The 23310-nt window shown below is 41.5% G+C and carries 17 protein-coding genes; 2 read left to right on the top strand and 15 right to left on the bottom strand.

The window, feature by feature from the left end:
• The coding region (gene pclA / locus N8M16_RS09800; protein ID WP_261070123.1) for a pneumococcal collagen-like adhesin PclA at window positions 1–3193 on the bottom strand (3193 nt) is incomplete at its 3' end.
• 215 nt (window positions 3194–3408) lie between these two features.
• Between pclA and pclR the strand changes: the two genes are divergently transcribed.
• Window positions 3409–4893: a virulence transcriptional activator PclR gene (gene pclR, locus N8M16_RS09795; RefSeq protein WP_261070122.1), complete on the top strand. Its 1485-nt coding sequence runs from the start codon at window positions 3409–3411 to the stop codon at window positions 4891–4893.
• A 51-nt stretch (window positions 4894–4944) separates the two neighbouring features.
• Here pclR and yaaA read toward each other — a convergent pair whose 3' ends face one another.
• The 6 genes from yaaA to N8M16_RS09765 form a co-directional block, all read right to left on the bottom strand.
• Window positions 4945–5673, bottom strand: a complete 729-nt coding sequence (gene yaaA, locus N8M16_RS09790; RefSeq protein ID WP_261070121.1) for a peroxide stress protein YaaA — start codon at window positions 5671–5673, stop codon at window positions 4945–4947.
• 78 nt (window positions 5674–5751) lie between these two features.
• The gene (locus tag N8M16_RS09785) at window positions 5752–5916 is read right to left on the bottom strand and encodes a YczI family protein (RefSeq protein WP_031227831.1); all 165 of its coding nucleotides are present in this window, start codon (window positions 5914–5916) and stop codon (window positions 5752–5754) included.
• 169 nt (window positions 5917–6085) lie between these two features.
• Entirely contained in the window at window positions 6086–7681 is a 1596-nt protein-coding gene (locus tag N8M16_RS09780) for a hypothetical protein (RefSeq protein ID WP_261070120.1), read from the bottom strand.
• Between the two features lie 11 nt (window positions 7682–7692).
• Entirely contained in the window at window positions 7693–8103 is a 411-nt protein-coding gene (locus N8M16_RS09775) for a peptide deformylase (protein ID WP_000412230.1), read from the bottom strand.
• Window positions 8104–8232: 129 nt separating this feature from the next.
• The gene (locus N8M16_RS09770) at window positions 8233–10401 is read right to left on the bottom strand and encodes a mucin-binding protein (protein ID WP_261070119.1); all 2169 of its coding nucleotides are present in this window, start codon (window positions 10399–10401) and stop codon (window positions 8233–8235) included.
• Window positions 10402–10538: 137 nt separating this feature from the next.
• Window positions 10539–13235, bottom strand: coding sequence for a cation-translocating P-type ATPase (locus N8M16_RS09765; RefSeq protein WP_261070118.1), 2697 nt, complete (start codon window positions 13233–13235; stop codon window positions 10539–10541).
• Between the two features lie 306 nt (window positions 13236–13541).
• Here N8M16_RS09765 and mntE point away from each other — a divergent pair, with 306 nt between their 5' ends.
• A complete protein-coding gene (gene mntE, locus N8M16_RS09760; RefSeq protein ID WP_261070117.1) occupies window positions 13542–14726 on the top strand; it encodes a CDF family manganese efflux transporter MntE in 1185 nt (394 codons plus the stop codon).
• A gap of 36 nt (window positions 14727–14762) precedes the next feature.
• Here the strand turns inward: mntE and N8M16_RS09755 are convergent, their stop codons facing one another.
• The 8 genes from N8M16_RS09755 to cdaA form a co-directional block, all read right to left on the bottom strand.
• Entirely contained in the window at window positions 14763–16634 is a 1872-nt protein-coding gene (locus N8M16_RS09755; RefSeq protein ID WP_261070116.1) for an ABC-F family ATP-binding cassette domain-containing protein, read from the bottom strand.
• Window positions 16631–17830 (bottom strand): CCA tRNA nucleotidyltransferase, encoded by a 1200-nt coding sequence (locus tag N8M16_RS09750; RefSeq protein ID WP_080977758.1) that lies wholly within the window; start codon window positions 17828–17830, stop codon window positions 16631–16633. Before N8M16_RS09750 ends, N8M16_RS09755 begins: the two co-directional genes overlap by 4 nt.
• Window positions 17827–18594, bottom strand: coding sequence for a 4-hydroxy-tetrahydrodipicolinate reductase (gene dapB / locus N8M16_RS09745; protein WP_150922237.1), 768 nt, complete (start codon window positions 18592–18594; stop codon window positions 17827–17829). Before dapB ends, N8M16_RS09750 begins: the two co-directional genes overlap by 4 nt.
• 392 nt (window positions 18595–18986) lie before the next feature.
• Window positions 18987–19835, bottom strand: a complete 849-nt coding sequence (locus tag N8M16_RS09740) for a DegV family protein (RefSeq protein ID WP_261070115.1) — start codon at window positions 19833–19835, stop codon at window positions 18987–18989.
• Window position 19836: 1 nt separating this feature from the next.
• On the bottom strand, window positions 19837–20211 hold the full coding sequence (locus N8M16_RS09735) for a DUF1149 family protein (RefSeq protein WP_001050081.1): 375 nt from the start codon (window positions 20209–20211) through the stop codon (window positions 19837–19839).
• A gap of 73 nt (window positions 20212–20284) precedes the next feature.
• The gene (gene glmM / locus N8M16_RS09730) at window positions 20285–21637 is read right to left on the bottom strand and encodes a phosphoglucosamine mutase (RefSeq protein ID WP_261070114.1); all 1353 of its coding nucleotides are present in this window, start codon (window positions 21635–21637) and stop codon (window positions 20285–20287) included.
• Window positions 21638–21661: 24 nt separating this feature from the next.
• Complete coding sequence (locus N8M16_RS09725) at window positions 21662–22441, bottom strand: CdaR family protein (protein ID WP_033685399.1); 780 nt, start codon at window positions 22439–22441, stop codon at window positions 21662–21664.
• The gene (cdaA, locus tag N8M16_RS09720; RefSeq protein WP_001011075.1) at window positions 22428–23285 is read right to left on the bottom strand and encodes a diadenylate cyclase CdaA; all 858 of its coding nucleotides are present in this window, start codon (window positions 23283–23285) and stop codon (window positions 22428–22430) included. The genes N8M16_RS09725 and cdaA overlap by 14 nt, the downstream gene beginning before the upstream one ends.
• Between the last annotated feature and the right edge of the window lie 25 nt (window positions 23286–23310).

Genomic DNA, 23310 nt, shown 5'->3' with positions numbered 1-23310 from the left:
TACCGTCGCGTCCATCTCGTCCGTCACGACCTGCTGCGCCATCACGTCCTGGTAAACCTTGTGCTCCGTCTTGACCACGTTCACCTTGAAGACCTTGAGCACCTTTGTCCCCTTTAGGGCCTTGTGGTCCTGCAACTCCGGCTTCACCTTTTAGACCTTGAGGTCCACGAATGTTACCAATCTTATCCCAAGTTCCGTTTTCTTTCTTATAAACATCACCTGTAGTTGCATCGATATAAGTGTCGCCATCTTTACCATCATCTGCTGTTGGTGCTTTAGGTCCACTTAATAATTCAGCACCATTACGTCCATCTGCTCCGGCTGCACCTGCTGCACCATTGGCACCGTCTGTACCATTTAAAATATCAGCTGAACTAATTGGCTCGTCAACTCCTGGATCATATTTACCATTTCCATTGTTATCGAAGTAAGCTGTAATACGAGTTCCAATTACTTTTGGTTTTTCAGTTGGAGCTGGGGTATCTGGTAATGCTCTTCTTACTCTTCCGCTTCTTTGATTATTCAGTCTTACTGCTGCCTCTGCTAAAGCATTTAAATCAATATTTGGTGTACGTCCATCTTTTCCGTCTTTTACATTAACGGTTACAGGCTCTTCTCCTGGAACTGTAAATGTAATGTCAGTACTACGGCCATCTGCTCCACGAGCAGTTGTAACTTTAGGAGTTGCTCCCTTGTCACCTTTTTCACCTTTAGCACCATCTGCAATTACAACTTCTTTTAATTTCTTATCAGAAGCATCTAATTCGTTGTTTCCATTTTTATCGTAATAGAAGATAACAGTTGTTGTTTTATCTGCTTCATTTCGTTGAGTCGCAACTAATGGACTTGCGCCATCGAAACCATCTCTTACAACAGTACTTGTAACATTACCTCTACCGTCGTTAATCGTGATAGTGTGAGTACCGTCATCTTTATTATCTCTAACGGTTACGGTTGGAGTTACACCGTCACGACCTGCCTGACCTTGGGCTCCAGTCAGACCGCGTTCGCCTTGGTCACCTTTTTCACCTTTAGCACCTTGCGCTCCGGTTAGACCGCGTTCGCCTCGGTCTCCTTTTTCACCTTTAGCACCTTGGGCTCCAGTCAGACCGCGTTCACCTCGGTCTCCTTTTTCACCTTTAGCACCTTGGGCTCCAGTCAGACCACGTTCGCCTCGGTCTCCTTTTTCACCTTGCGCACCTTGAGCTCCAGTTAAACCGCGTTCACCACGGTCTCCTTTTTCACCTTTGGCACCTTGAGCTCCAGTCAGACCGCGTTCGCCTCGGTCTCCTTTTTCACCTTTGGCTCCTTGAGCTCCAGTCAGACCGCGTTCACCTTGGTCCCCTTTTTCACCTTTAGCACCTTGGGCTCCAGTCAGACCGCGTTCGCCTCGGTCCCCTTTTTCACCTTTGGCACCTTGCGCTCCATCTTTAATAGAAATTTTTTGAACAAGTTCGTCTACACCTTCAGTATAAACACCGTTGCCATCGTTATCAAGATAGAAAGTGAGGTTATTTGTATCACCGACTTTATTTTGATCTACACGTGGTTTTACTGTATCGATTAGCTCTTTAGCCACACCAATTTGCATAATACGTGGCTTAGCTTCTTTAATAACTGAATTACTAATTGGCAATCCTAGGATTGTTTCGTTACCCAATTGATGAACTTTATAGGTGATTTGACGTTTTCCTTTTTCACCTTCTCGAACTAATCTAGTTTGACCTTCTGGTAACTTACTAGTTGGAAGATAGACAGTTTGGAAGTCAATGTCTTCTGTAACAGTCTTATTATTAGTACCACCATTTGGATTTGCATCTAAGAGGAGCGGTTTTTCTCTAAAGTAATAGTTAGAGTTGCTGTATGGGTCATTGCTAGTTGCAGAACCTGACTCGCCTTGACCAACGTTAAATGTAACTGGTCTTAAACGAACAGACAAGTCACCATTAGGATTAGCTATAGGTAAACTAAATTTAATAGTTTGATTAGTATTTGTTTCAACTGCAGATGTTAAATTATAGCCTGAATGAGATACAAAGTTTGCACCCTTTCTTATATCTTTAGTTTGATCTCTTAATCTGTTCGTTGAAACAGTTGCACGAGAAGGTTCTCCGAATCCGTTTCCTTTGTCTAAGATAAAGTTGTTATTAACAAACTCACCTGGGCCTGAATAAAAAATTGAAAAATCAATTTTATTTCCAACTCTTGTCGTTGTTACATCATAATGAATTGGGTTTCCACCACGTGAATTTCCATTACCACGGAAAGTATGAGACCCTCTACTAATATCTGCAAATGCAACTGTATTTCCAGAACCTGAGACAATTGGGTTAGCTGGATTGCTAGCCGCTCTAAAACCACTATGCCCTTTATCCAAGTCTTCCTTACGGATAGCTGGATTTTGACGAGCATCAGCAAGACTCAAACCTGGTTTCAAGATTTCATTAGTAGATTCTGGAGCTGCAGTTGTTTCTACTTTAGCAGGTGTGCTAGTTGGCAAAACAGCGCTATCAACAGCTGAACGATCAGTTGTTGCAGCTGGCTTAGCCTCTTCTTTTGATTCAACTGCATCTGCTTTCTTCACTACTGGAGTTTCTGATACTGTTCCTTTATCAGAGTTAGAACGAAGTTCTAGCCCAATAATAGCTGATTGGATAGATGACTCTGCTGCTGATACTTCAGATTCAGTCGCATCTGCTTTCCCAAGCAAGCTTTGACCAGCTTGGATACTTGCTTGCAAGTTAGCAGCACTTGCTTCTGTATATAACTTGCTTTCTAATTTTTTAGCACGCGAAAGAGCTGTTAACAATTTCGACTTGTCAACAGCATCTTGATGACTTGCTTCTTTTTTGTCTTTTGCTTCTTCAACTTTTTCTGCTGGTCTAGTAGCTTCTTCAGTTTTAGCTGGAGTCGTTTCTACTGGGTTAGCAACAGTTGGAGCTGCATAAGTTGTTTCTTTTTTAGGTGTAGAAACTTCTGCTGGTTTAGTAGCTTCATCTACCTTATCAACAGAGACACTATTAGTTGCCTCAGGATGTTGTTCCTCTGCTTGTACTGATTGCGCATTGGCAGCAGTTCCCAAGACTAAGGCTGTCCCGAGCAAGACACTAGCCGCACCAAAGTGATACTTACGAATAGAGTATCGTTGTTGCATGCTATACCAGTCAAATGATTTCTTATGTGTATGTTTCATTTTAAACTCCTAGATAGTATTTTATAGTTTACAATTTACAACTATTTGAGGCATTAATCAATATTATCTATGAAATTAATATATCTGATTTTTGTACCATGGAGCCATATTTTTTTTTTTTTTTTTGAATTTAATGTACATATTTTTAATTCTTGTTTTTTTGTACAACAGAATCATAATTATGATACAATATAATTTAGGAGGAAATTACCTACATGCGAAACCTTTTATCCACAAAAGATCAAAGACAATTACGCTTAATGGAAATCTTAATTCAGAATCGTAATTGGATAAGATTACATGCACTTGCCGAAAAATTAGGATGTACAGAACGAATCCTAAAAAATGATTTAAATGAATTACGAACAGCTTTCCCAAATATTGACATCCAATCCTCCGTTAACGGAATTATGATTGATTTAGATGTTAACACTAGTGTGGAAGACGTTTATCAATATTTTCTAGCTCATTCCCAATCTTTTCAATTACTAGAATATATGTTTTTCAATGAGGGCCTGCCTATTTATCGAACGATAGAAAATCTTCACTCAAGTAGTGCTAATCTCTATCGATTAGGTCGAAATATTACAAAAAATCTATCATCTCAATTCCAAATTGAATTATCTTTTACTCCAACTGAGATACATGGGAATGAAACTGATATTCGCTATTTTTATGCTCAATATTTTTCTGAGCGCTATTATTTCCTAGACTGGCCTTTTCCCGACCTTCCTGAAGAGGACTTAACAGAATTTGCTGATTTCTTCTATAAAATCACCAATTATCCAATGCACTTTTCAATTTATAGAATGTATAAATTGATGATAGCTATCAGTATTTACCGCATAAAAAATGGTCATTTCATCGACTTACCCAATCATTTTAACGAAGAATACTATCCTCTTTTGATGAATATTCCAAATTTTGAGGAGATACTTATCCATTTCTCTGAAAAATTAGGACTGGAAATCACTCCAGATATCATTGCCCAAATTTTTATTTCCTTTATTCAAAACAATCTTTTCCTAGATCCTCAAGAATTCTTCAACTCTTTAGAAGAAAACAGTGAAGCAAGATACTCTTACCAATTACTTAGTCAAATATTAGAACGTCTTGCAAAACAATATAAGATTACTTTTACCAACCGCGATGAGCTTATTTGGCATCTACACAACACGGCTTTCTTTGAAAGGCAGGAAATCTTTTCTACCCCAATCTTATTTGAACAAAAAGCATTGACGATTAAAAAATTCGAAGTTTACTTCCCAGACTTTATGGGAAGTACGCGTCAAGAACTGGCTCAATATCGTCAGGCAATTGGACAGCATGACCATCCTGAACAGTTGGAACATTTGATGTACACCATCTTAACCCATGCTGAAAACCTCTCTACTCAGTTGTTAGAAAATCGACCACCTATCAAGGTTTTGATTATCAGTAACTTTGACCATGCCATATCCCTTACCTTTGTTGATATGCTTTCCTATTACTGTAATAATCGCTTTACCTTCGATATTTGGGATGAATTGCAAACAAGTCCTGAGATTTTAAATCAGACAGATTGCGACATCATCGTGTCTAATTTCTATATTCCAGGCATCACCAAGAAGTTTATTTGTCGAAACCATCTGTCAATCATGGATTTGGTTAATCATCTTAATACTCTATCAAATGAGATTCATCTGTCCAATACTTTATAATCTATCAAAAAAGTCAGCATGGTTTTGCTGACTTTTTCTTTTATCTGATTTCTATACTTCCTTAACAAAAACCAATTCCTGCTGCTGTGACAAGTCTTCTCGGTACTCAAATCCTGCAAAGCTTAAGCGACGAGCCTCCTCCACAGTTTGTACTTGATTTTCTATTAGAGATGTTAGGAAGGCACCACGCGCTTTCTTGGAAATGGTTGAGTGAATCTTCAGCTGACCACCTCTATCCTCCATGAATTTGAAGGTCACCATTTTTTCTCTGATTTCCTTAGAAAACACAGTCTCAAACTCGGACGACAAGAGAGAAAAAATCATTTCTTCCTGCTTCACAGCTTCATCATAGGCTGCCTTCCAATGGCTCTTCAAAGTCTTACCAGCGACTTTTAACTTCATCAAAAAGTCCAAACGGTGAGGGGCCATAGGTGACAAGGCTGGAACAACACCGTACAAGGCCGAGGTAATGAAGACATGATTTTCAAGATAGGCTTGTTCTGCCTCGTCCAGTTTGTCTCGCTTGATATGACGGTACATAAGCCCATCAAAAAGTTTCAAGGCTGGATAGTGTTGAGCAGTTTGTTTTTTTAAAGTTTGGATATTTTGAAATTCTGTCGCAGCTTTCTCGGCTGAAACTTTGTAAAAACTCTCCAATTGACTAGCAGAATAGAAAGCCAAGGCATCCAGCACAGCTTGACTTTCTGGTCTTAAAGTATTTGCCTCGATACTCGGCAAGTCTGTGTTCATTTCTTTTGCTGTTGGGATTAAAATTTTCATATTAATAGTGTAGCATATTTTTTAGCCACTACCAAGAAATTCATCTAAAAAACCTCGGTTTGACCGAGGTTTCTCTGGTTATTTTGGCCATCCTAACCAGACAGCCACGAGAACAAGGGCTATGCCAGCTAAACTTGTTAAGATAGATAAGAATTTATCTTTTTTCTCCTTGAACTGAGAAAAACCTATCTTCAAAGCGAGCAGTCCGAGTAGCATTGAAGCAAGCATCACATAAAAACCCATTTCTTTGTCCTCTATTAGGCTTAATTTACCTTATTATAACATATACTTCTTAAATAAAGCTTTTTTATACTCAATGAAAATCAAAGAGCAAACTAGGAAACTAGCCGCAGGCTGTACTTGAGTACGGCAAGGCGACGTTGACGTGGTTTGAAGAGATTTTCGAAGAGTATTACTGTACTTTAAAGGTCTTGAGATAGTTGTCTTTTCCTACTTGACCTTCGAAGGCTTTCCCATTTTCTAGGTAAGGAAGGTCATCAGATACAGAGGCCTTGACCTTGTATATCTTGCCATCAACTTTAAAGAAGTAGACAGTGTCGCCCTTGATAACAGCTGATTTGAGGTCTGCTACCACACCCTTGATGCTTTCTGTTGTTGCATTGTCAATTTCAAGGTCATTTTTATTGGCATATTTGCTGAGCAGCTCTTCTACTGTCGTGGCTACGATAACATTTTGGTACTCGACTGCATCTACCAGAGCATACTCTTTGACCAATCCAGCATTATCCTTCAATCCCATAATATACAGAGGTTTATCATTGAGGTTGATGAGGATTGGGAAGGTTGCCTTGTAGGATTTCTCCTGAACAGCACCTTCTGCCGATTCACGAGCTGATTCTTCGGTCGCAGAAGCCAAGCTGTACTTGGTGATTTCTCCTGTTCGCATGTTTTCAAGGATGAAACCAAGATTACTTTCATCCGCATTGGCCGACGTCACACCTGTGTAGAGATAAATGTCATTGCCGATAGACAAGTAATTATATCCCTTGGTAGTCTGGGTCACATTTTTCTTGGAAATCATGGCATTCCAGAAACCGTCCTTGTACTTGCCGTTATAGTTGATTTGCTCGATGGTTTCCTCAGCTGGATAAACCCTGTCCACCCATTCTGGAACATCTGCTAAGCTGTATTCCTTGGTTTCTCCATTTGTAGCATCCAAGATAATGACTGAAACAGGACGAGGAACTGCAAGCCCAAACTGCTTTTGGTAAACTGTAGCCACATAGAAAGGATTGCCCTCATCGTCCACCTCGAAAGATGGAGTTTTGAAAATTTTGGTTGGGTACTTCAAGCGCAGGTGACGTTTAACATCTCGGTTAAAATATTCCGAATCCGAATACTTGATGGGTGTCTTCAAGTCCACCAAGTTGGCATTTCCAGTTACCATGTCCACCTTGATATACTCGCCGATTCCCTTGGCCTGATTATTAAACCATTTGATAGGGTCTGCGTATTCTAGCGGTGTCACCCGATAGGGCTTCCCATCAATCGTTAGTTGAGTATAGGTGTCTGCCGCCACGTATTGCGACACCTTATCCGTTAGGGAACCCAAGTAGCGGTCACCAATTTTTTCAGCAGTACTTCTATCTAAAATAGGAACCTTACTGGTATCAGTCTTGGGAAATTCTGTGAAGTCTTTTTCCGTAACCGTGACTACATTGGCATAATTTTTAGCCTGAAAAATGCTGGAAGTCACCAAGGAAACCAAGGCTGCTAAGAGAAGAATTCCTCCAATAGAAGCTAAAAGGATTTTCCCTAACCGATTGATTTTGACATCCTCTAGATTTAAGGCAGCTTCCGCTTTGCCATGACGCACATGGACTGTTTTGACCAGATTGATTCCCCTGCCAAAGCCAAATAAGACTGCTACAAGCAGCAAATGCCCACAGAGGAAAAAGAGAAATTCCCAGCTGGTCAGGTTAAGAGGCGGTAAAAAGATATACCAGGTCGTTGCGATAAAAATAAGTTCAAAGACTATTCGTTTCATTTGCTTTCCTCCTAAATGATTCGTCCTTCCAAGTGATCCAGTTCATGCTGGCAAATCTGAGCCGGGAAGCCTGTCAAAGTAATGGTCTGTTCCTGCCACTTGCTGTCACAATAGGCAACCCTTATGATTTCATAACGCTTAGTAGGTCTCACACCTGTCAAGGACAAACAACCTTCCTCTGTCTCATAAACTCCTTCAGAGGACAGGAGCACTGGGTTAAACATGACCACAGGAACCAAGCCAAGATTAAAGATAATCACGCGCTTCTGCACCCCAATCATATTGGCAGCCAGACCGACACAAGTCTCACGATTTGCTAAAAGCGTATCCTGCAAATCTCTAGCAAGATAAAGGTCTTCCTGACTTGCCGGCTGAGACACCTGAGATAAAAACAAAATATCCTTTACAATTTTCTTCTCCACTTCCTCACACTCCACTTACTTTTTACTATATTATAGCAATTATAGCACAAAAGCCGATAACTGCAAGCCCTTTCCCTAAACTGTAGCAAAAAGCCATCCGAAGATGACTTTTTTTCTATTTGTAAATTCTTAATCTTTTTTAACTTTAAACAATAGGACGCCAGATAGGGCTGATAAGAATCCGACTACTAGCAAAATAGAATCATGACTAGCTGTCTCTGGTAGTTTACCAGCTTCCTTTGTTTCCCTTATTATTGGAGTTTCTGGGTGCTTTGGCTCCTCAGGCGCTGGACTTGCTGGAGTCTTTGGTTGCTCAGCAGTCGGAACTTCAGGTTGCTTGGGTTCCTTAGGGGATGGTTTTTCGGGAACCTTAGGTTGAGCAACAGCTGGAACTTCGGGGCGCTTTGGCTCCGCAGGTACTGGACTTGCTGGAGTTTTTGGTTGCTCAACAGTCGGCACTCCCGGCTGTTTAGGGTCCTCAGGTGTTGGTTTTTCAGGATTCTTAGGTTGATCTACCGTCGGTACTTCTGGGTGCTTTGGCTCCTCAGGGGTTGGAGCTTCTGGCGTCTTGGGTTGATCACCTCTTGGTGGTTCTGGCTCAGTAGCTTTCACAGGTAGATAATTGATTATTGTGTCTTTTGTAAAATCTTCTGGTACTTCAGGTAATAAGTAACCCAATTCTGGATGCGAAGAATCCTTCAACACCAAATCAGTAGCTGATGTCACAGCCTTATAACCTTTAAGATAAGGGATTGTTCCTAAACCTGGATTGCTAGCAAGACCTGCTTTAGCAGGATTACCATCTTGGTCATTGGGATATTGAATCAAAGCCAGATTCTCATTTGCAGTTGGAGAAATGGCTATCCATTTTCCTAATTGTTTGTAGTAAACAGTTTCCCTAATTACAGGATCTGTTACTGCCACTGTTTTCTCTGCAACTGCTTCTTTATCTGCCACCAAGCCTTTTAGCAGTGGTGTCGCTACTTTAGATAGATTTGGTTGATCACTCGTCCAATCACGATAATAAAGGTCTCCTCTTACAAAATCAACCTTGGCAACGCGTTTGAAATCAACTTGATCATTTCGATCTGCAACAACCTTATCATGTGTCACAAAATCTAGATAGGAAATGTTACGATCAATAGATTTTTTATTGACGATTTTAGAAACACTGGCAGGCCATAAAGGTGAATCTTGAACATCCTCATCAACTTTTTTATGAGCAGTTGGAATTCTATCTTCAGGATAAATAAATTCTAGGCGAGGGGTTAAAGCAACCTTAAATATTTGATCAGTCTTACTATCTTGGTCAAAATATTGTAAACCTCGATCATAATCACTTGATACAAGATCGTATCCTTGTCGCTTGTAGTCACTAATCGTTTTTAGTGTACTGTATTCAATAGGATAACCAGATTCCCCAGTAACTGTATCTTCCTTCAGTAGCTTGTTTTCACTGATATCCACATAGCTAATCTTGGCCGTTTGATTTTTAATATGCTCCTGTTTTATTTTCCAGTTAGAATAGGAAATTTCCTTAGTAACAAGATTAACAGTCGCATAGCGTTCAAAGGAAATTCTTTGTTTTTTCTCAACAAAAGCTTCTTTACCATTATTCTTATATTTATATTTAATGATTCTTTGAATCGTTCTCTCTAAAGGCCGTTCTTGATTGGTTCTGATCTTTTCAGCATCTGCAGGCCACTTAGGACTATCGACAACACCAGCTTCCACCTCTTCATTTGACTTAGGATTAGTCTGGTTTTGTAAGCTAATCACTTCATGTTTTGGAGTTAATTTAATAGTATACGTTTGCGGAGTCTTATCATCTTGAAACAGCTTCTTCGATTCATCCGTTTTCAAATAGCCATCTTCAACCAATACATAGCCATTCCTTTTGAACTCACTAATTTTCTTTCTCGTATCGTAGTGAAGATCCTCTCCCACCTTACCAGTACGCTCATCTGAAAAAAGTTTTTTCCCTGTTGATTCATCAATATAATTAAATTCAACACGAGATTCCTTTTCAGTCACTTTAGGAGTATCTAAATGTTTTTCTTCAAAATATTGCTCTTCTGAAACAGTAGCTTCTTTTTCTGAACCCCCGACAGACTTATCCTTGTCTATGTTTTCGCTAGAAGGTTTGTCTGTTTCTAAGATATGACTAACTGCGAGCGTTTCATCTGCAGATACACTTCCAACAGAGCCAATTAAAAACCCTAAACCACAAGCAACAACAACTGAAGCAACACCAAAACTCAATTTACGGATAGAGTAAATACATTTTTTATTTCCCATGATTTCCCCCTAAGTTATTATTTACTATTCTTATACCTAATATTTTAGTAAGCGGCATTACTTTTAACATCTCTTTTTTTAAGTTTTTTCTGTTCTTTTTAAAGGTATTATAAAAAGCCATCCGAAGATGACTTTTGTTATATCGCATTCTTGTCAAAGCCGAGTTTACGTTGGATAAATTTAACGATTTCGACGATGATAATCATTGAGAAGCTTCCGCCTATAACGATTCCCCATTGTGACAAGTCTAGTTTGGTTACGTGGAAGATACCTTCAAGCGGTTCTACGACGATTGTTGCCATGAGAAGGATGAAGGATACCAAGATGGACCAGTTGAAGGTCTTAGACTTGAATGGGCCAACTGTCAAGATAGATTGGTAAACAGACTTGACATTGTAGGCATGGAAGAGCTGAATCAAACCAAGGGTTGCAAAAGCCATAGTAAGGGCATCCGCATGAATGGCATGATTATCACCCACATGTACTGGGTAAGCAATCGCAAGACCATAAACACTCATAACAATAGCTGCTTGGAGTACACCTTGATAGATAATAGAACTCAAAACACCACCTGAGAAGAAGCTTGCCTTGCGTCCACGTGGTTTATGGTTCATGACACCAGGCTCGGCAGGTTCAACACCAAGAGCGATAGCTGGGAAGGTATCTGTTACCAAGTTAATCCACAAGAGATGAACTGGCTGCAAGACGTCCCAACCAAACAAGGTTGATAGGAAGATGGTCAATACTTCAGCAGTATTAGCAGAAAGCAAATACTGAATAGTCTTTTGAATGTTTGAGAAGACCTTACGTCCTTCTTCAACTGCGACGATGATGGTCGCAAAGTTATCATCTGCAAGAATCATGTCAGATGCCCCCTTAGAAACCTCTGTACCAGTGATTCCCATACCGATACCGATGTCTGCTGTTTTCAAAGCTGGCGCATCATTGACACCATCACCTGTCATAGCAACGACTTTACCTTGTTTTTGCCAAGCCTTGACGATACGAACCTTGTGTTCTGGAGACACACGGGCATAAACAGAGTATTGACCAACTACTTTTTCAAAGTCTTCATCTGACAGTTCGTTGAGCTCAGCACCAGTTAAAACGTGACCTTCTGTATCGTTTGCATCAATGATTCCCAAACGTTTGGCAATAGCTTCTGCAGTGTCTTGGTGATCACCCGTAATCATGATTGGACGAATTCCCGCTTCCTTAGCCACACGAACAGCCTCAGCTGCCTCAGGACGTTCAGGGTCAATCATCCCAATCAAACCAGTAAAGATTAAATCATTTTCAAGCTCTTCAGAAGTGAGGTTTTCTGGAATGCTGTCAATAATCTTATAAGCACCAGCAAGGACACGCAAGGCTTGGTGAGCCATTTCAGAATTGTTTGTATGAATGAGGTTTGTAACTTTCTCATCAATCGGAGCAATATCCCCAGCCTTATCACGAAGAACACAACGTTTTAAGAGTTGGTCTGGCGCACCCTTGACTGCTACAAGGAATTTACCATCTGGCAATGGGTGAACCGTTGACATGAGCTTACGGTCAGAGTCAAATGGCAATTCAGCTACACGAGGATATTTGTCTAAAAATCCTTTGACATCGTAACCCTTATCCAAGGCATACTGGATAAAGGCTGTTTCGGTTGGATCACCAATCAGGTTGCCTTCCACATCTATTTTAGTATCATTGGCCAAGACAACTGAACGAAGAAGGGGCATTTCAAGCCCTAGTTCAATATCATCAGCTGAGTCATGTAGGATTGCATCGTAGAAGACTTTTTCGACGGTCATCTTGTTCATGGTCAGCGTACCAGTCTTATCAGAAGCGATGATTTCAGTTGAACCAAGGGTTTCTACTGCTGGCAACTTACGAACAATAGAGTTTCGTTTGGCTAAAACTTGCGTACCAAGGGCAAGAACGATGGTCACGATAGCAGGAAGTCCTTCTGGGATGGCTGCAACAGCAAGCGCAACAGAGGTCATCAACTCACCAAGTGGATTTTTCCCTTGAATGAAGACACCCACTACAAAAGTAACAAGAGCAATAACCAAGATAGCATAGGTCAAGACCTTAGAAAGATTGTTCAAGTTTTGTTTGAGGGGTGTATCCGTCTCATCAGCGTCTTGAAGCATGCCTGCGATATGACCGACTTCTGTGTACATACCTGTATTAACAACAACACCCATTCCACGACCATAGGTCACGTTTGAGTTTTGGAAGGCCATATTGACACGGTCACCAATACCAGCATCTGCAGCAAGCTCGACTGTCAAGTCTTTTTCGACTGGCACAGACTCGCCTGTCAAGGCAGCTTCTTCGATTTTAAGAGAATTGGCTTCTAGCAAACGTAGGTCTGCTGGCACCACGTCACCTGCTTCAAGAGAAACGATATCTCCAGGGACCAATTCTTTAGAGTCAATCTCCGCCATATGCCCATCACGAAGGACACGTGCAGCTGGACTTGACATGGATTTGAGGGCTTCGATAGCTTCTTCTGCTTTTCCTTCTTGATAAACACCGAAGGCAGCATTGATGATAACCACGGCTAGGATAATGATGGCATCTGCAATATCTTCTCCACCAGAAGTCACGACTGACAAGATAGCTGCCGCAACTAGGATGATAATCATCAAATCCTTAAACTGTTCGATGAATTTGACCAGGATTGATCGTTTCTCACCCTCTTCGAGTTCATTGTGGCCAAATTCGGCAAGGCGTTTTTCTGCCTCGCTTGATGACAAACCTTGCTCGGTCGCATCCACAGCCTTCAAGACCTCTTCAGGACTTTGAGTGTAAAACGCTTGGCGTTTTTGTTCTTTTGACATGTGTCTCCTCCTTGACATTGTGTGCTAAACAGACTCTCTTTTCCTCATCGTATCTTTTCACGACAAACAAAAAGAGACCTGTTAATCATAACAAGTCTCGCTGTTTAAGATAGGGCCGGAAAACATACTTTTCAGTATAAAATTCGGAATGACGACACTATCACAGGTTTCTGCCAGCTACTCCCTTGAGTAGTACTATTATACCAAATTTTGAAAAATTTTCAAAGAGTAAAAAATGCCTTATTTGAATTTTCCCTTGAAAACCAGTATAATGGTAGAATGCTATGTGACTAGAAAGGAAGTTGAATGAAGCAATCTATTTCAAATCTCAAGTTAGCTGAGCGTGGGGCCATTATCAGTATTTCAACCTATTTGATCTTGTCTGCAGCCAAATTAGCAACTGGTCATCTTCTTCATTCATCCAGTTTGGTAGCCGATGGTTTTAACAACGTATCGGATATCATTGGAAATGTGGCCCTCTTGATTGGGATTCGAATGGCACGCCAGCCTGCTGACCGAGACCACCGTTTTGGTCACTGGAAGATTGAGGATTTGGCTAGCTTGGTCACTTCTATCATCATGTTCTATGTTGGCTTTGATGTGCTGAGGGATACCATTCAAAAAATTCTCAGTCATGAAGAAACGGTCATCGATCCTCTTGGTGCAACCCTAGGAATCATTTCTGCATCGATAATGTTTCTGGTCTATCTCTACAATACTCGCCTCAGTAAGAAATCTAACTCCAAGGCGCTGAAGGCAGCTGCTAAGGACAATCTTTCTGATGCTGTTACCTCACTTGGTACTACCATTGCCATCCTAGCTAGCAGTTTCAATTATCCCATTGTGGATAAACTGGTTGCCATTATCATCACTTTCTTTATCTTGAAAACTGCCTATGATATCTTTATCGAGTCTTCCTTTAGTCTTTCAGATGGTTTTGACGACCGTCTGCTTGAGGACTATCAAAAGGCCATCATGGAAATTCCAAAAATCAGCAAGGTTAAGTCTCAAAGAGGGCGTACCTACGGTAGCAACATTTACCTTGATATTACGCTAGAAATGAATCCTGACTTGTCTGTTTTTGAGAGTCATGAAATTGCGGATCAGGTCGAGTCTATGCTGGAGGAACGTTTTGGAGTCTTTGATACCGATGTCCATATCGAGCCAGCACCTATCCCTGAAGATGAAATTTTAGACAATGTCTATAAAAAATTGCTTATGCGCGAACAATTGATTGATCAGGGAAATCAACTGGAAGAACTCTTGGCTGACGATTTTGTCTATATTCGCCAAGATGGAGAGCAGATGGATAAAGAGGCCTATAAAGCCGAAAAAGACTTGAATTCAGCTATCAAGGACATCCAGATCACTTCCATCAGTCAGAAAACAAAACTCATCAGCTATGAATTGGACGGAATTGTCCATACCAGTATCTGGCGTCGCCACGAAACTTGGCAAAATATCTTCCACCAGGAAACCAAAAAAGAATAGAGAAATCCTGTCATGAGACGGGATTTTTCTATTCTTCTAGCTATCAAATTCACTTAGATACTCATAGCGTTCGTATTTTTCAAGGAGTGCTTCGTTCTTCTCATCCAATTCTTTTTGAAGAGTCGCTAGCTTACCAAAATCAGAGCCGTTAGCCTGCATTTCCTCTTCAATAGCAGCGATACGATTTTCCAAGGCTTCAATATCGCCTTCAATGCTTGCCCACTCCTGCTTTTCTTGGTAGGTCATGCGTTTCTTGTCTTCACGGACCTTGATCACTTTCTCCTTTTCGGCCTTTTGCACTTGATTGGCCATCTCTGTTTCAAAGGCTTTTTCATCAAGATAATCGGTATAATGACCAAAGAAAGGACGAATCTTGCCATCCTCAAAAGCGAGAATCTTAGTCGCTACCTTATCCAAGAAATAGCGGTCGTGACTAACAGTCAAAACTGGACCAGCAAAGCCTTGCAAGAAATTCTCCAAAACGGTTAAGGTCGCAATATCTAGGTCATTTGTCGGTTCGTCCAAGAGAAGAACATTTGGTTTTTCCAAGAGCAGTTTGAGGAGATAAAGACGCTTTTTCTCTCCACCTGACAATTTCTCAATCAAGGTTCCATGCGTTGAACGTGGGAAAAGAAACTGCTCCAGCAGCTCTGCAATGGAAGTCGTAGTACCACCGCTGGTCTTGACCTCTTCTGCCACTTCCTGCAAGTAATTGATCACTCTCTTGCTTTCATCCAAGCCCTCAATTTGTTGAGAAAAATAGGCGATGCGAACTGTTTCCCCAATCACAACTTGTCCTGCTGTCGGCTCAAGACTGCCTGCAATCAGATTAAGCAGGGTTGATTTTCCCACACCGTTGTCCCCAACGATTCCAATACGATCTTTGGCCTGCACCAAGAGATTAAAATCTTGCAAAATAGGCTTATTTTCATAGGTAAAGGAAACATCCTGAAACTCGATGACTTTTTTACCGATCCGACTGGTTTCAAAGTTCATGATCAAGTCTGTCTCAGCAGCACCACCTGAAACTTCTTTCTTCAAGTCATGGAAACGATTGATACGAGCCTGTTGCTTGGTTGCACGCGCCTGCGGTTGTCTGCGCATCCAGGCCAATTCTTGCTTATAAAGTTGTTCCTTTTTGTGAAAAAGAGCCGCATCGCGCTCGTCCTGTTCCGCCTTTAAGCGAACATAGTCCTGATAATTTCCCTGGTACTCGGTCAAACCTGCGCGATCCAACTCGAAAATACGTGTTGACAAAGCGTCTAGGAAATAACGATCGTGGGTGATAAAAAGGACGGTCTTCTTGGAATTTTTTAAAAAGAGGGTCAGCCACTCAATAGTCGCAATGTCCAGATGGTTGGTCGGCTCATCCAAAAGCAAAAGGTCGTGATTACCAAGTAAGACTTGTGCCAACTGAACCCGTCTTCTCAGACCACCTGACAATTCCCCAACAGGAGTAGATAAGTCCTGAATCCCAAGCTTGCAGAGAACAGTCTTAACCTGACTCTCAATTTCCCAAGCTTGAAGAGAATCCATCTCAGCCATGACCCGTTCCAAACGAGCCTGCTTGTCCTCACTGTAGTTGAGCATAATCAACTCATATTCACGAATGAGCTGGATTTCCTTGAGGTCGCTGGAGAGGACCGTATCCAAAACCGTCTTGCTATCATCAAAATCAGGGTCCTGAGTCAAGTAACCAATCTGGTAATCATTCTTAGCCGAAAAGGGACTGACATCCCCATCAAAGCCAGAAACACCAGATAGAACATCTAAAAGGGTGGTCTTGCCAGTCCCATTAACACCGATTAGACCGATTCTGTCTAGGTCATGGATAATAAAGGAAATATCCTTAAAAACGGTCTTGTCACCGACGGATTTACTTAGTTTTTCAACGATAAAATCACTCATTTTTTCTCCCTCAGATAAGCATGGATGGCTTGACGGTCATTTTCCAATTCTCCATCGACAATGGCATATTCAATCTCTGTTAAAATCTCTCCCAAGTCTGGGCCCGGCTGATAACCATATTCTTTGATTAAAATGCCACCGTTAATCTGAATTTCTTTCTTATCATGAATGGTCAAGCTCTGGTAGGTTTCAGTGATGGCTTGTGGGTTGACTTCTTTTCCTTGGGCCTGACGAAGATTTTCAGACTGTAAAAGTAAATCCAAGTCAAAGCGATAACAATCGCGCTTGCTCAATTCTCCCTTTTCACGCAAGGCCAAAATAGTCAGCAAATCCTGAACTTGCTTGGCAAATTGACGTGAGGTCTTCCAAGCCTTCAAAAATGGCTGCGCATTTTCAATCTCCAAAGCCCACAGTAGAGCTGCCCAGGCTTGTTCAGAGGATTCAAAAGTAAAATCAGTCTCTAAATCAAACAGTCTATTAAGCTCGTCCTGGCTAGATGCCATATCAGGGAGATAGTCATAAGCTTGACTCTCAATCATGGAAGCCAAACCCCTTCTCCAAAATGGAGCCAGCAAGAGTTTATCAAACTCAACGAAGGTACGCTCCACAGAAATTTTCTCCAAAAGTGGCGTCAAAATTTTCATAGCTTTAAATGTTTCTGACTCAAGTTCGAAGCCAAGACTAGCCTGAAAACGAAAACCACGCATAATCCGCAAAGCATCTTCGTTGAAACGCTCACTAGCCACTCCAACTGCTCGTAAGACTTGCTTTTCCAAATCTTCTAAACCATGGAACAAGTCAATGATTTCTCCTGTCTCGTCCAAAGCAAAGGCATTGACTGTAAAATCACGGCGCTTGAGGTCTTCTTCTAGCGAGCGCACAAAGGAGACCGCACTGGGTCTGCGATAGTCCACATAGACATCCTCTGTCCGAAAGGTGGTTACCTCATACTCCTCATCCCCATCTAAAACTAAGACGGTTCCATGCTCGATTCCGATATCGGCTGTTCGCGGAAAAATCTGCTTGGTTTCTTCTGGATAAGAAGACGTCGCAATATCCACATCATGAATGGGACGATTGAGGAGGGCATCTCGAACAGAGCCCCCAACAAAATAGGCCTCAAAACCTGCTTCTTTAATTTTTTCTAATACTGGTAAAGCCTTCTGAAATTCAGAAGGCATTTGCGTTAATCTCATAATAAGTGTTCTAATCCATAGACAAGCTCATGACGCTTGACAACTTCTTTAATTCCCAAATTCACCCCTGTCATGAAGGAGCTGCGATCATAGGAGTCATGACGGAGTGTCAATCCTTCTCCCTGATTGCCAAAGATGACTTCCTGATGGGCTACTAAGCCTGGCAAACGTACTGAGTGGATCCGCATGCCATCAAAGTCAGCACCACGAGCACCTGCAATCAATTCTTCTTCATCAGGCGCACCTTGCTGGGTAGACTCTCGAACTTCTGCCATTAACTCAGCTGTTTTAATAGCTGTTCCACTCGGAGCATCCTTTTTCTTGTCATGATGGAGCTCGATAATCTCCACATTTGGGAAATATTTAGCAGCCTGCCTTGCAAATTGCATGAGTAAAACAGCACCCAAGGCAAAGTTAGGAGCGATCAAGCCACCCAAATCTTGAGCACGAGAAAATGCTTTTAGCTCTGCAATTTCTTCACTCGTGAAACCTGTTGTCCCAACCACTGGAGCAAAGCCATTTTCAAGAGCAAAGCGTGTATTTTCATAGGCAACAGCTGGTGTAGTAAAGTCTACCCAGACATCTGCTTCAAAACCGACCAAATCAGCCTTATCCTTGAAAACAGGAATACCCTGCCATTCTGATTCAGACTCAAAGGGATCCAAAACTGCTACCAAGTCCAAGTCTGGATCAGCCAAGACCATCTGACAAGCAGCCTGGCCCATCTTTCCCTTAAAACCAGCAATAATTACTCGAATACTCATCTCTACTCCTGACTAAGATACAAAGGACGATAGCTGCCCTTGAAAAATAGGGAATGACGCTGACTTTCCATGAAAGGCAAGACAGGCATCTTTTTTCAAGAGGCAGGTAGTCCGTGTTCAATTTCTAAGATACAAAGCCTGTAAGAACACAGAGTGAAAATAGGAGTTCTAATCAAGGAGTGTCTCCTCCCTCCTTGGAAGAACTATCTTTTTCACAGAGGGTTCCAGGCGTGTTCAATTATCAAGATACAAAGGGCCTTAGCTGCCCGTGAAAAATAGGGGATGGCGCTGACTTTCCACAAAAGGCAAGACAGACATCTTTTTTCAAGAGGCAGGTAGTCCGTGTTCAATTTCTAAGATACAAGCCTTCTTAACTAGTCTAGAAGTGCTAACTAAATCACTGGAATATAACCCAGAGCAATACTTCCTGCTCCTAGGTGTGTTCCAATGACACTACCAAATGTAGCAAGTGAAATATCCGTACCCACTTCAGAATCTAGCAAGTGCTGACGCAATTCTTCAGCCTTTTCAGGAGCATTCCCGTGAATGACAATGATACGGTATTGGCCTGAAGCTGTTGCTTCCTTGATAATCTCAATTAAACGCTTGGTTGCTTTCTTTTCAGTACGAACTTTTTCGTACACTTCAATCACACCTTGGTCATTAAAATAAAGAATCGGCTTAATGCTTAGCAGATTGCCCAAAATCGCAGCTCCATTTGAAAGGCGTCCCCCTTTAACCAAGTGGTCCAAGTCATCCACCATGATGAAAGCAGATGTATGACTAATCTGAATAGCTAGCTTATCCTGAATGATAGCAAAATCATCGCCCTGGTCTCGCCAGTTAAAGACACTTTCAACCATGATACCCAAAGGAGCACTTGTAATCAAAGTGTCTGGGAAGGCAATGGTTAAGCCCTCATAGTCATCGACCATGTACTGGATATTTTGGTAAAAACCTGAAATTCCAGAAGATAGGAAAAGCCCCAAAGCATGTGTATAACCTTGTTCTTTGAGCGAAGTTAGAATCTCATCTAACTTGGCAATACTTGGTTGACTGGTCTTAGGCAATTCAGAAGCCTGAGCCATTTTTTGGTAAAATTCCTCAGCAGTCAGATTAATACCTTCGACATACTCCTCACCATCAATATTGACAGGAATATCCAAGACATATAAATCTTCTCTTTGCAAGGTATCTGCACTGAGATAGGCAGAGGAATCTGTGATAACAGCTAATTTCATATTAGAACTCCAAATTGATTCCTGGTAAGTCTAATGCAATTTCAGTTACTTCGTAAGTCAAACGGTTGAGCATGTTCAAACATGGACGAGCCAAGGTTTCCACTTCTTCTTGGTTCAATTCACTTGGTTCGTTAACAATACGACCATCGATATGATTCACCTGTGAAATGGTTCCACTAATGACAAATTTATCAAATACAATCATAAAACTCAAGACAACAATCAAGGAAGTCACTTGATTTTCTTGGTCATGTTGAATTAATTGGAAGTTCACATCCACCTTAGTTTCAGGAGCTCCATTTTCATTTTCCCATTCAAAATTACGCGCATCAAAATGATACTGACTAACAAATTCTTGTTCACGTTTAAGATTCATGTCTTTCTCCCTTGGCTACAATATTATAAGCTATTGTACCATAATTTTTTATTTTCATCTAGTTTTCTAGGATTTAGTCAATCCCGATTTCAGCTCGAACTACGTCTGCGATGGTATCAACATAGTAGTCTACTTCTTCTGTTGTAGGCGCTTCTGCCATGACACGCAAAAGAGGCTCTGTTCCACTTGGGCGAACAAGAATACGACCATTCCCCGCCATTTCTTCTTCCATCTTTTCGATGATAGCCTTGATAGCTGGCACTTCCATAGCCTTTTCCTTCATGGCATTTTCCACTCGGATATTGACTAATTTTTGTGGATAAATGGTTACTTCTGCTGCCAAGTCTGACAAGCTCTTACCAGTTTCCTTCATGATTTTGGTCAATTGAACAGCAGATAATTGGCCATCACCTGTTGTATTGTAGTCCATCAAGATAACGTGCCCAGACTGTTCACCACCAAGGTTGTAGCCTGATTTTCTCATTTCTTCAACAACGTAACGATCGCCAACTGCAGTAACTTCCTTGTTAATGCCTTCGCGGTCCAAGGCCTTGTGGAAACCAAGGTTGGACATAACGGTTGTCACGATTGTATTTTGGGCCAATTGTCCTTTTTCAGAAAGATATTTCCCGATGATGTACATAATCTTGTCACCATCAACGATATCACCATTCTCATCAACAGCAATCAAGCGGTCACTGTCTCCGTCAAAAGCCAAACCAATAGCTGAGCCGCTTTCTTTGACCACTTCTTGAAGGGTTTCTGGGTGGGTTGAACCAACATTAAGGTTGATGTTAAGACCATCTGGTGTTTCCCCAATAACAGTTAATTGAGCACCAAGATCTGCAAAGATTTGACGGGCACTTGTAGAAGCTGCACCATTAGCCGTATCCAAGGCAACCTTCATTCCTTCAAGAGGAGTTCCAGTTGAAACAAGATATCCTTCATACTTACGCAAACCTTCTGGATAATCTACCAAGGTTCCCAAGCCTTCAGCACTTGGACGAGGAAGAGTGTCTTCCGCAGCATCTAGCAAGGCTTCAATTTCTGCTTCTTTTTCATCATCTAGTTTGAAACCATCACCACCAAAGAACTTAATCCCATTATCAAGGGCTGGGTTGTGGCTAGCAGAAATCATGACACCGGCACTTGCTCCTTCAGTTTTGACCAAGTAAGCTACTGCTGGTGTTGCAAGGACACCAAGTTTGTAGACGTGAATCCCTACAGAGAGGAGACCTGCCACCAAGGCAGATTCTAACATTTCCCCAGAAATACGTGTATCACGTCCTACAAAAACTTTCGGTGCTTCCGTTTCATGTTGACTGAGAACATAGCCTCCAAAACGTCCTAGTTTAAAGGCCAATTCTGGTGTTAATTCTACGTTAGCTTCTCCACGGACTCCATCAGTCCCAAAATATTTACCCATTTTTATAAAATCCTTTTTCTATTTTTAATTCGTTTTTGAACTAGTTGCTTTCGTTGACGAAGATGTCTCTGACGAACTGCTTGTAGTTGAATTTGATGTGCTTGAACTTGGTGCTACTGGTTTTGTAGTCACCTTCATTGTTGTATCGAACGGAGTAATAACTGCCGGTAAGACAACACCATTGCGGTCGATTGCCTGCAAAGGTACTGAACCACTGTAATTACCTGTTATGCGTTCGCTGGTTGGTAAAAGCGCAATAATACGATCGATTTTAGCTAGTGTTTCTTGGTCAGTTGTGACAGAAACTCGTTCGTTTGACACGGTTACACTATCAATTTGTAGCTTGGAATCAATCTGGCTTTGGTCAACTTGAGGCACAACAATCATCCCATCTCGCTTAACCTTCTTACCGACTTTCACTGTGATCTTTTGAGGCGTTGCCACAGCAGTCAATCCACTCGGAAGATTTTCAATGTTCAAGGGAACTTCAATTGTTCCAACACTGGCATCCGTCAAATCCGCTGTGACCTTAAACTTACGAGTGCTCTCCTGCATTTCGCTGGCCAAGGTAACACGATTGGCTCCTGTCAGCACAACTGAAACCTCTGATGCAAATCCGCTAATGAAATACTGGTCATCATCATAGTGAATATCGATAGGAACGTTCGTTATCGTATTGGTGTAGGTTTCTGATTTGACCTGCCTTGCGGTATTGCTATTTTGAAAGTTGGTTGACGTTGCATAAATGAATAAGACACAAGCAAAAAAGAGAGATGAAATGATATATAGACTATTTTTTCTCATATTTCCAACCTCCTAGCAAACGGTCCTTGAAACTGACTTTTTCCTCAACAGCTGGCAAAAGAATTGCTCGTAGCTCTGCTTCAAATTCTTCAATCGTCAAGTCGTGCTTGAAAACACCATTATAGGTAATAGAAATGCCACCTGTTTCCTCTGAGACGATGAAGGTCAAGGCATCGGATACTTCTGACAAACCGATAGCCGCCCGGTGTCTGGTCCCAAATTCCTTGGAAATTCCTGTGCTTTCTGTCAAGGGCAGATAGGCAGAGGTTACTGCTATTCGATTTTCTCTGATAATCACAGCACCATCGTGTAGGGGAGTGTTGGGGATAAAGATATTAATAAGGAGTTCAGCTGAAATATTGGCATCCAAGGGAATCCCTGTCGCAATGTATTCTTGCAAGGTTCGAACTCGTTGGATGGCAACCAGAGCACCAATCTTACGAGGACTCATATATTCAACCGACTTGACAAAGGCACGAATCATTTGCTCCTCTGCACTAATTTGAGCAGTAGAAAAGAAATCTGTCGCCCTTCCCAAGCGTTCCAAACCAGTCCGAATCTCTGGCGAGAAGATAACAACCGCAGCAATAACCCCATAGGTGATAATTTGATTAATCAACCAAGAAATCGTTGTTAAACCAAGGATGTTGGCCACAACCTGGGCTAATACGAAGATCACGACCCCCCGCACCAAAATCATAATCTTGGTGCCAGCTATCGCTTTTGTAAAACGATATAAAATATAGGCCACAATCAAAATATCAAACACATTGATGGCAATACTCCAAGGACTAGAAAACAAGCTAGTCCAATATTGCAGGTTGGATAATTGTTGAAAGTTCATCTGCTGTCTCCTCTCTGTCCAAACA

Source organism: Streptococcus mitis (assembly GCF_946188375.1).
Lineage (GTDB): Bacteria > Bacillota > Bacilli > Lactobacillales > Streptococcaceae > Streptococcus > Streptococcus mitis_CX.
Note: the sequence above shows the minus strand (reverse complement) of the source record. Positions and strands in the feature narration are given on the sequence as shown.

Excerpts from the sequence above, each read along its gene's own strand:
- N8M16_RS09780 (WP_261070120.1), bottom strand. The coding sequence starts at position 7,681 with ATGAAACGAATAGTCTTTGAACTTATTTTTATCGCAACGACCTGGTAT.
- pclR (WP_261070122.1), top strand. The coding sequence starts at position 3,409 with ATGCGAAACCTTTTATCCACAAAAGATCAAAGACAATTACGCTTAATG.
- N8M16_RS09740 (WP_261070115.1), bottom strand. The coding sequence starts at position 19,835 with ATGAAATTAGCTGTTATCACAGATTCCTCTGCCTATCTCAGTGCAGAT.
- N8M16_RS09735 (WP_001050081.1), bottom strand. The coding sequence starts at position 20,211 with ATGAATCTTAAACGTGAACAAGAATTTGTTAGTCAGTATCATTTTGAT.
- N8M16_RS09750 (WP_080977758.1), bottom strand. The coding sequence starts at position 17,830 with ATGAGATTAACGCAAATGCCTTCTGAATTTCAGAAGGCTTTACCAGTA.
- N8M16_RS09725 (WP_033685399.1), bottom strand. The coding sequence starts at position 22,441 with ATGAGAAAAAATAGTCTATATATCATTTCATCTCTCTTTTTTGCTTGT.
- glmM (WP_261070114.1), bottom strand. The coding sequence starts at position 21,637 with ATGGGTAAATATTTTGGGACTGATGGAGTCCGTGGAGAAGCTAACGTA.
- N8M16_RS09765 (WP_261070118.1), bottom strand. The coding sequence starts at position 13,235 with ATGTCAAAAGAACAAAAACGCCAAGCGTTTTACACTCAAAGTCCTGAA.
- yaaA (WP_261070121.1), bottom strand. The coding sequence starts at position 5,673 with ATGAAAATTTTAATCCCAACAGCAAAAGAAATGAACACAGACTTGCCG.
- cdaA (WP_001011075.1), bottom strand. The coding sequence starts at position 23,285 with ATGAACTTTCAACAATTATCCAACCTGCAATATTGGACTAGCTTGTTT.
- mntE (WP_261070117.1), top strand. The coding sequence starts at position 13,542 with ATGAAGCAATCTATTTCAAATCTCAAGTTAGCTGAGCGTGGGGCCATT.
- N8M16_RS09770 (WP_261070119.1), bottom strand. The coding sequence starts at position 10,401 with ATGGGAAATAAAAAATGTATTTACTCTATCCGTAAATTGAGTTTTGGT.
- dapB (WP_150922237.1), bottom strand. The coding sequence starts at position 18,594 with ATGAGTATTCGAGTAATTATTGCTGGTTTTAAGGGAAAGATGGGCCAG.
- N8M16_RS09785 (WP_031227831.1), bottom strand. The coding sequence starts at position 5,916 with ATGGGTTTTTATGTGATGCTTGCTTCAATGCTACTCGGACTGCTCGCT.
- N8M16_RS09755 (WP_261070116.1), bottom strand. The coding sequence starts at position 16,634 with ATGAGTGATTTTATCGTTGAAAAACTAAGTAAATCCGTCGGTGACAAG.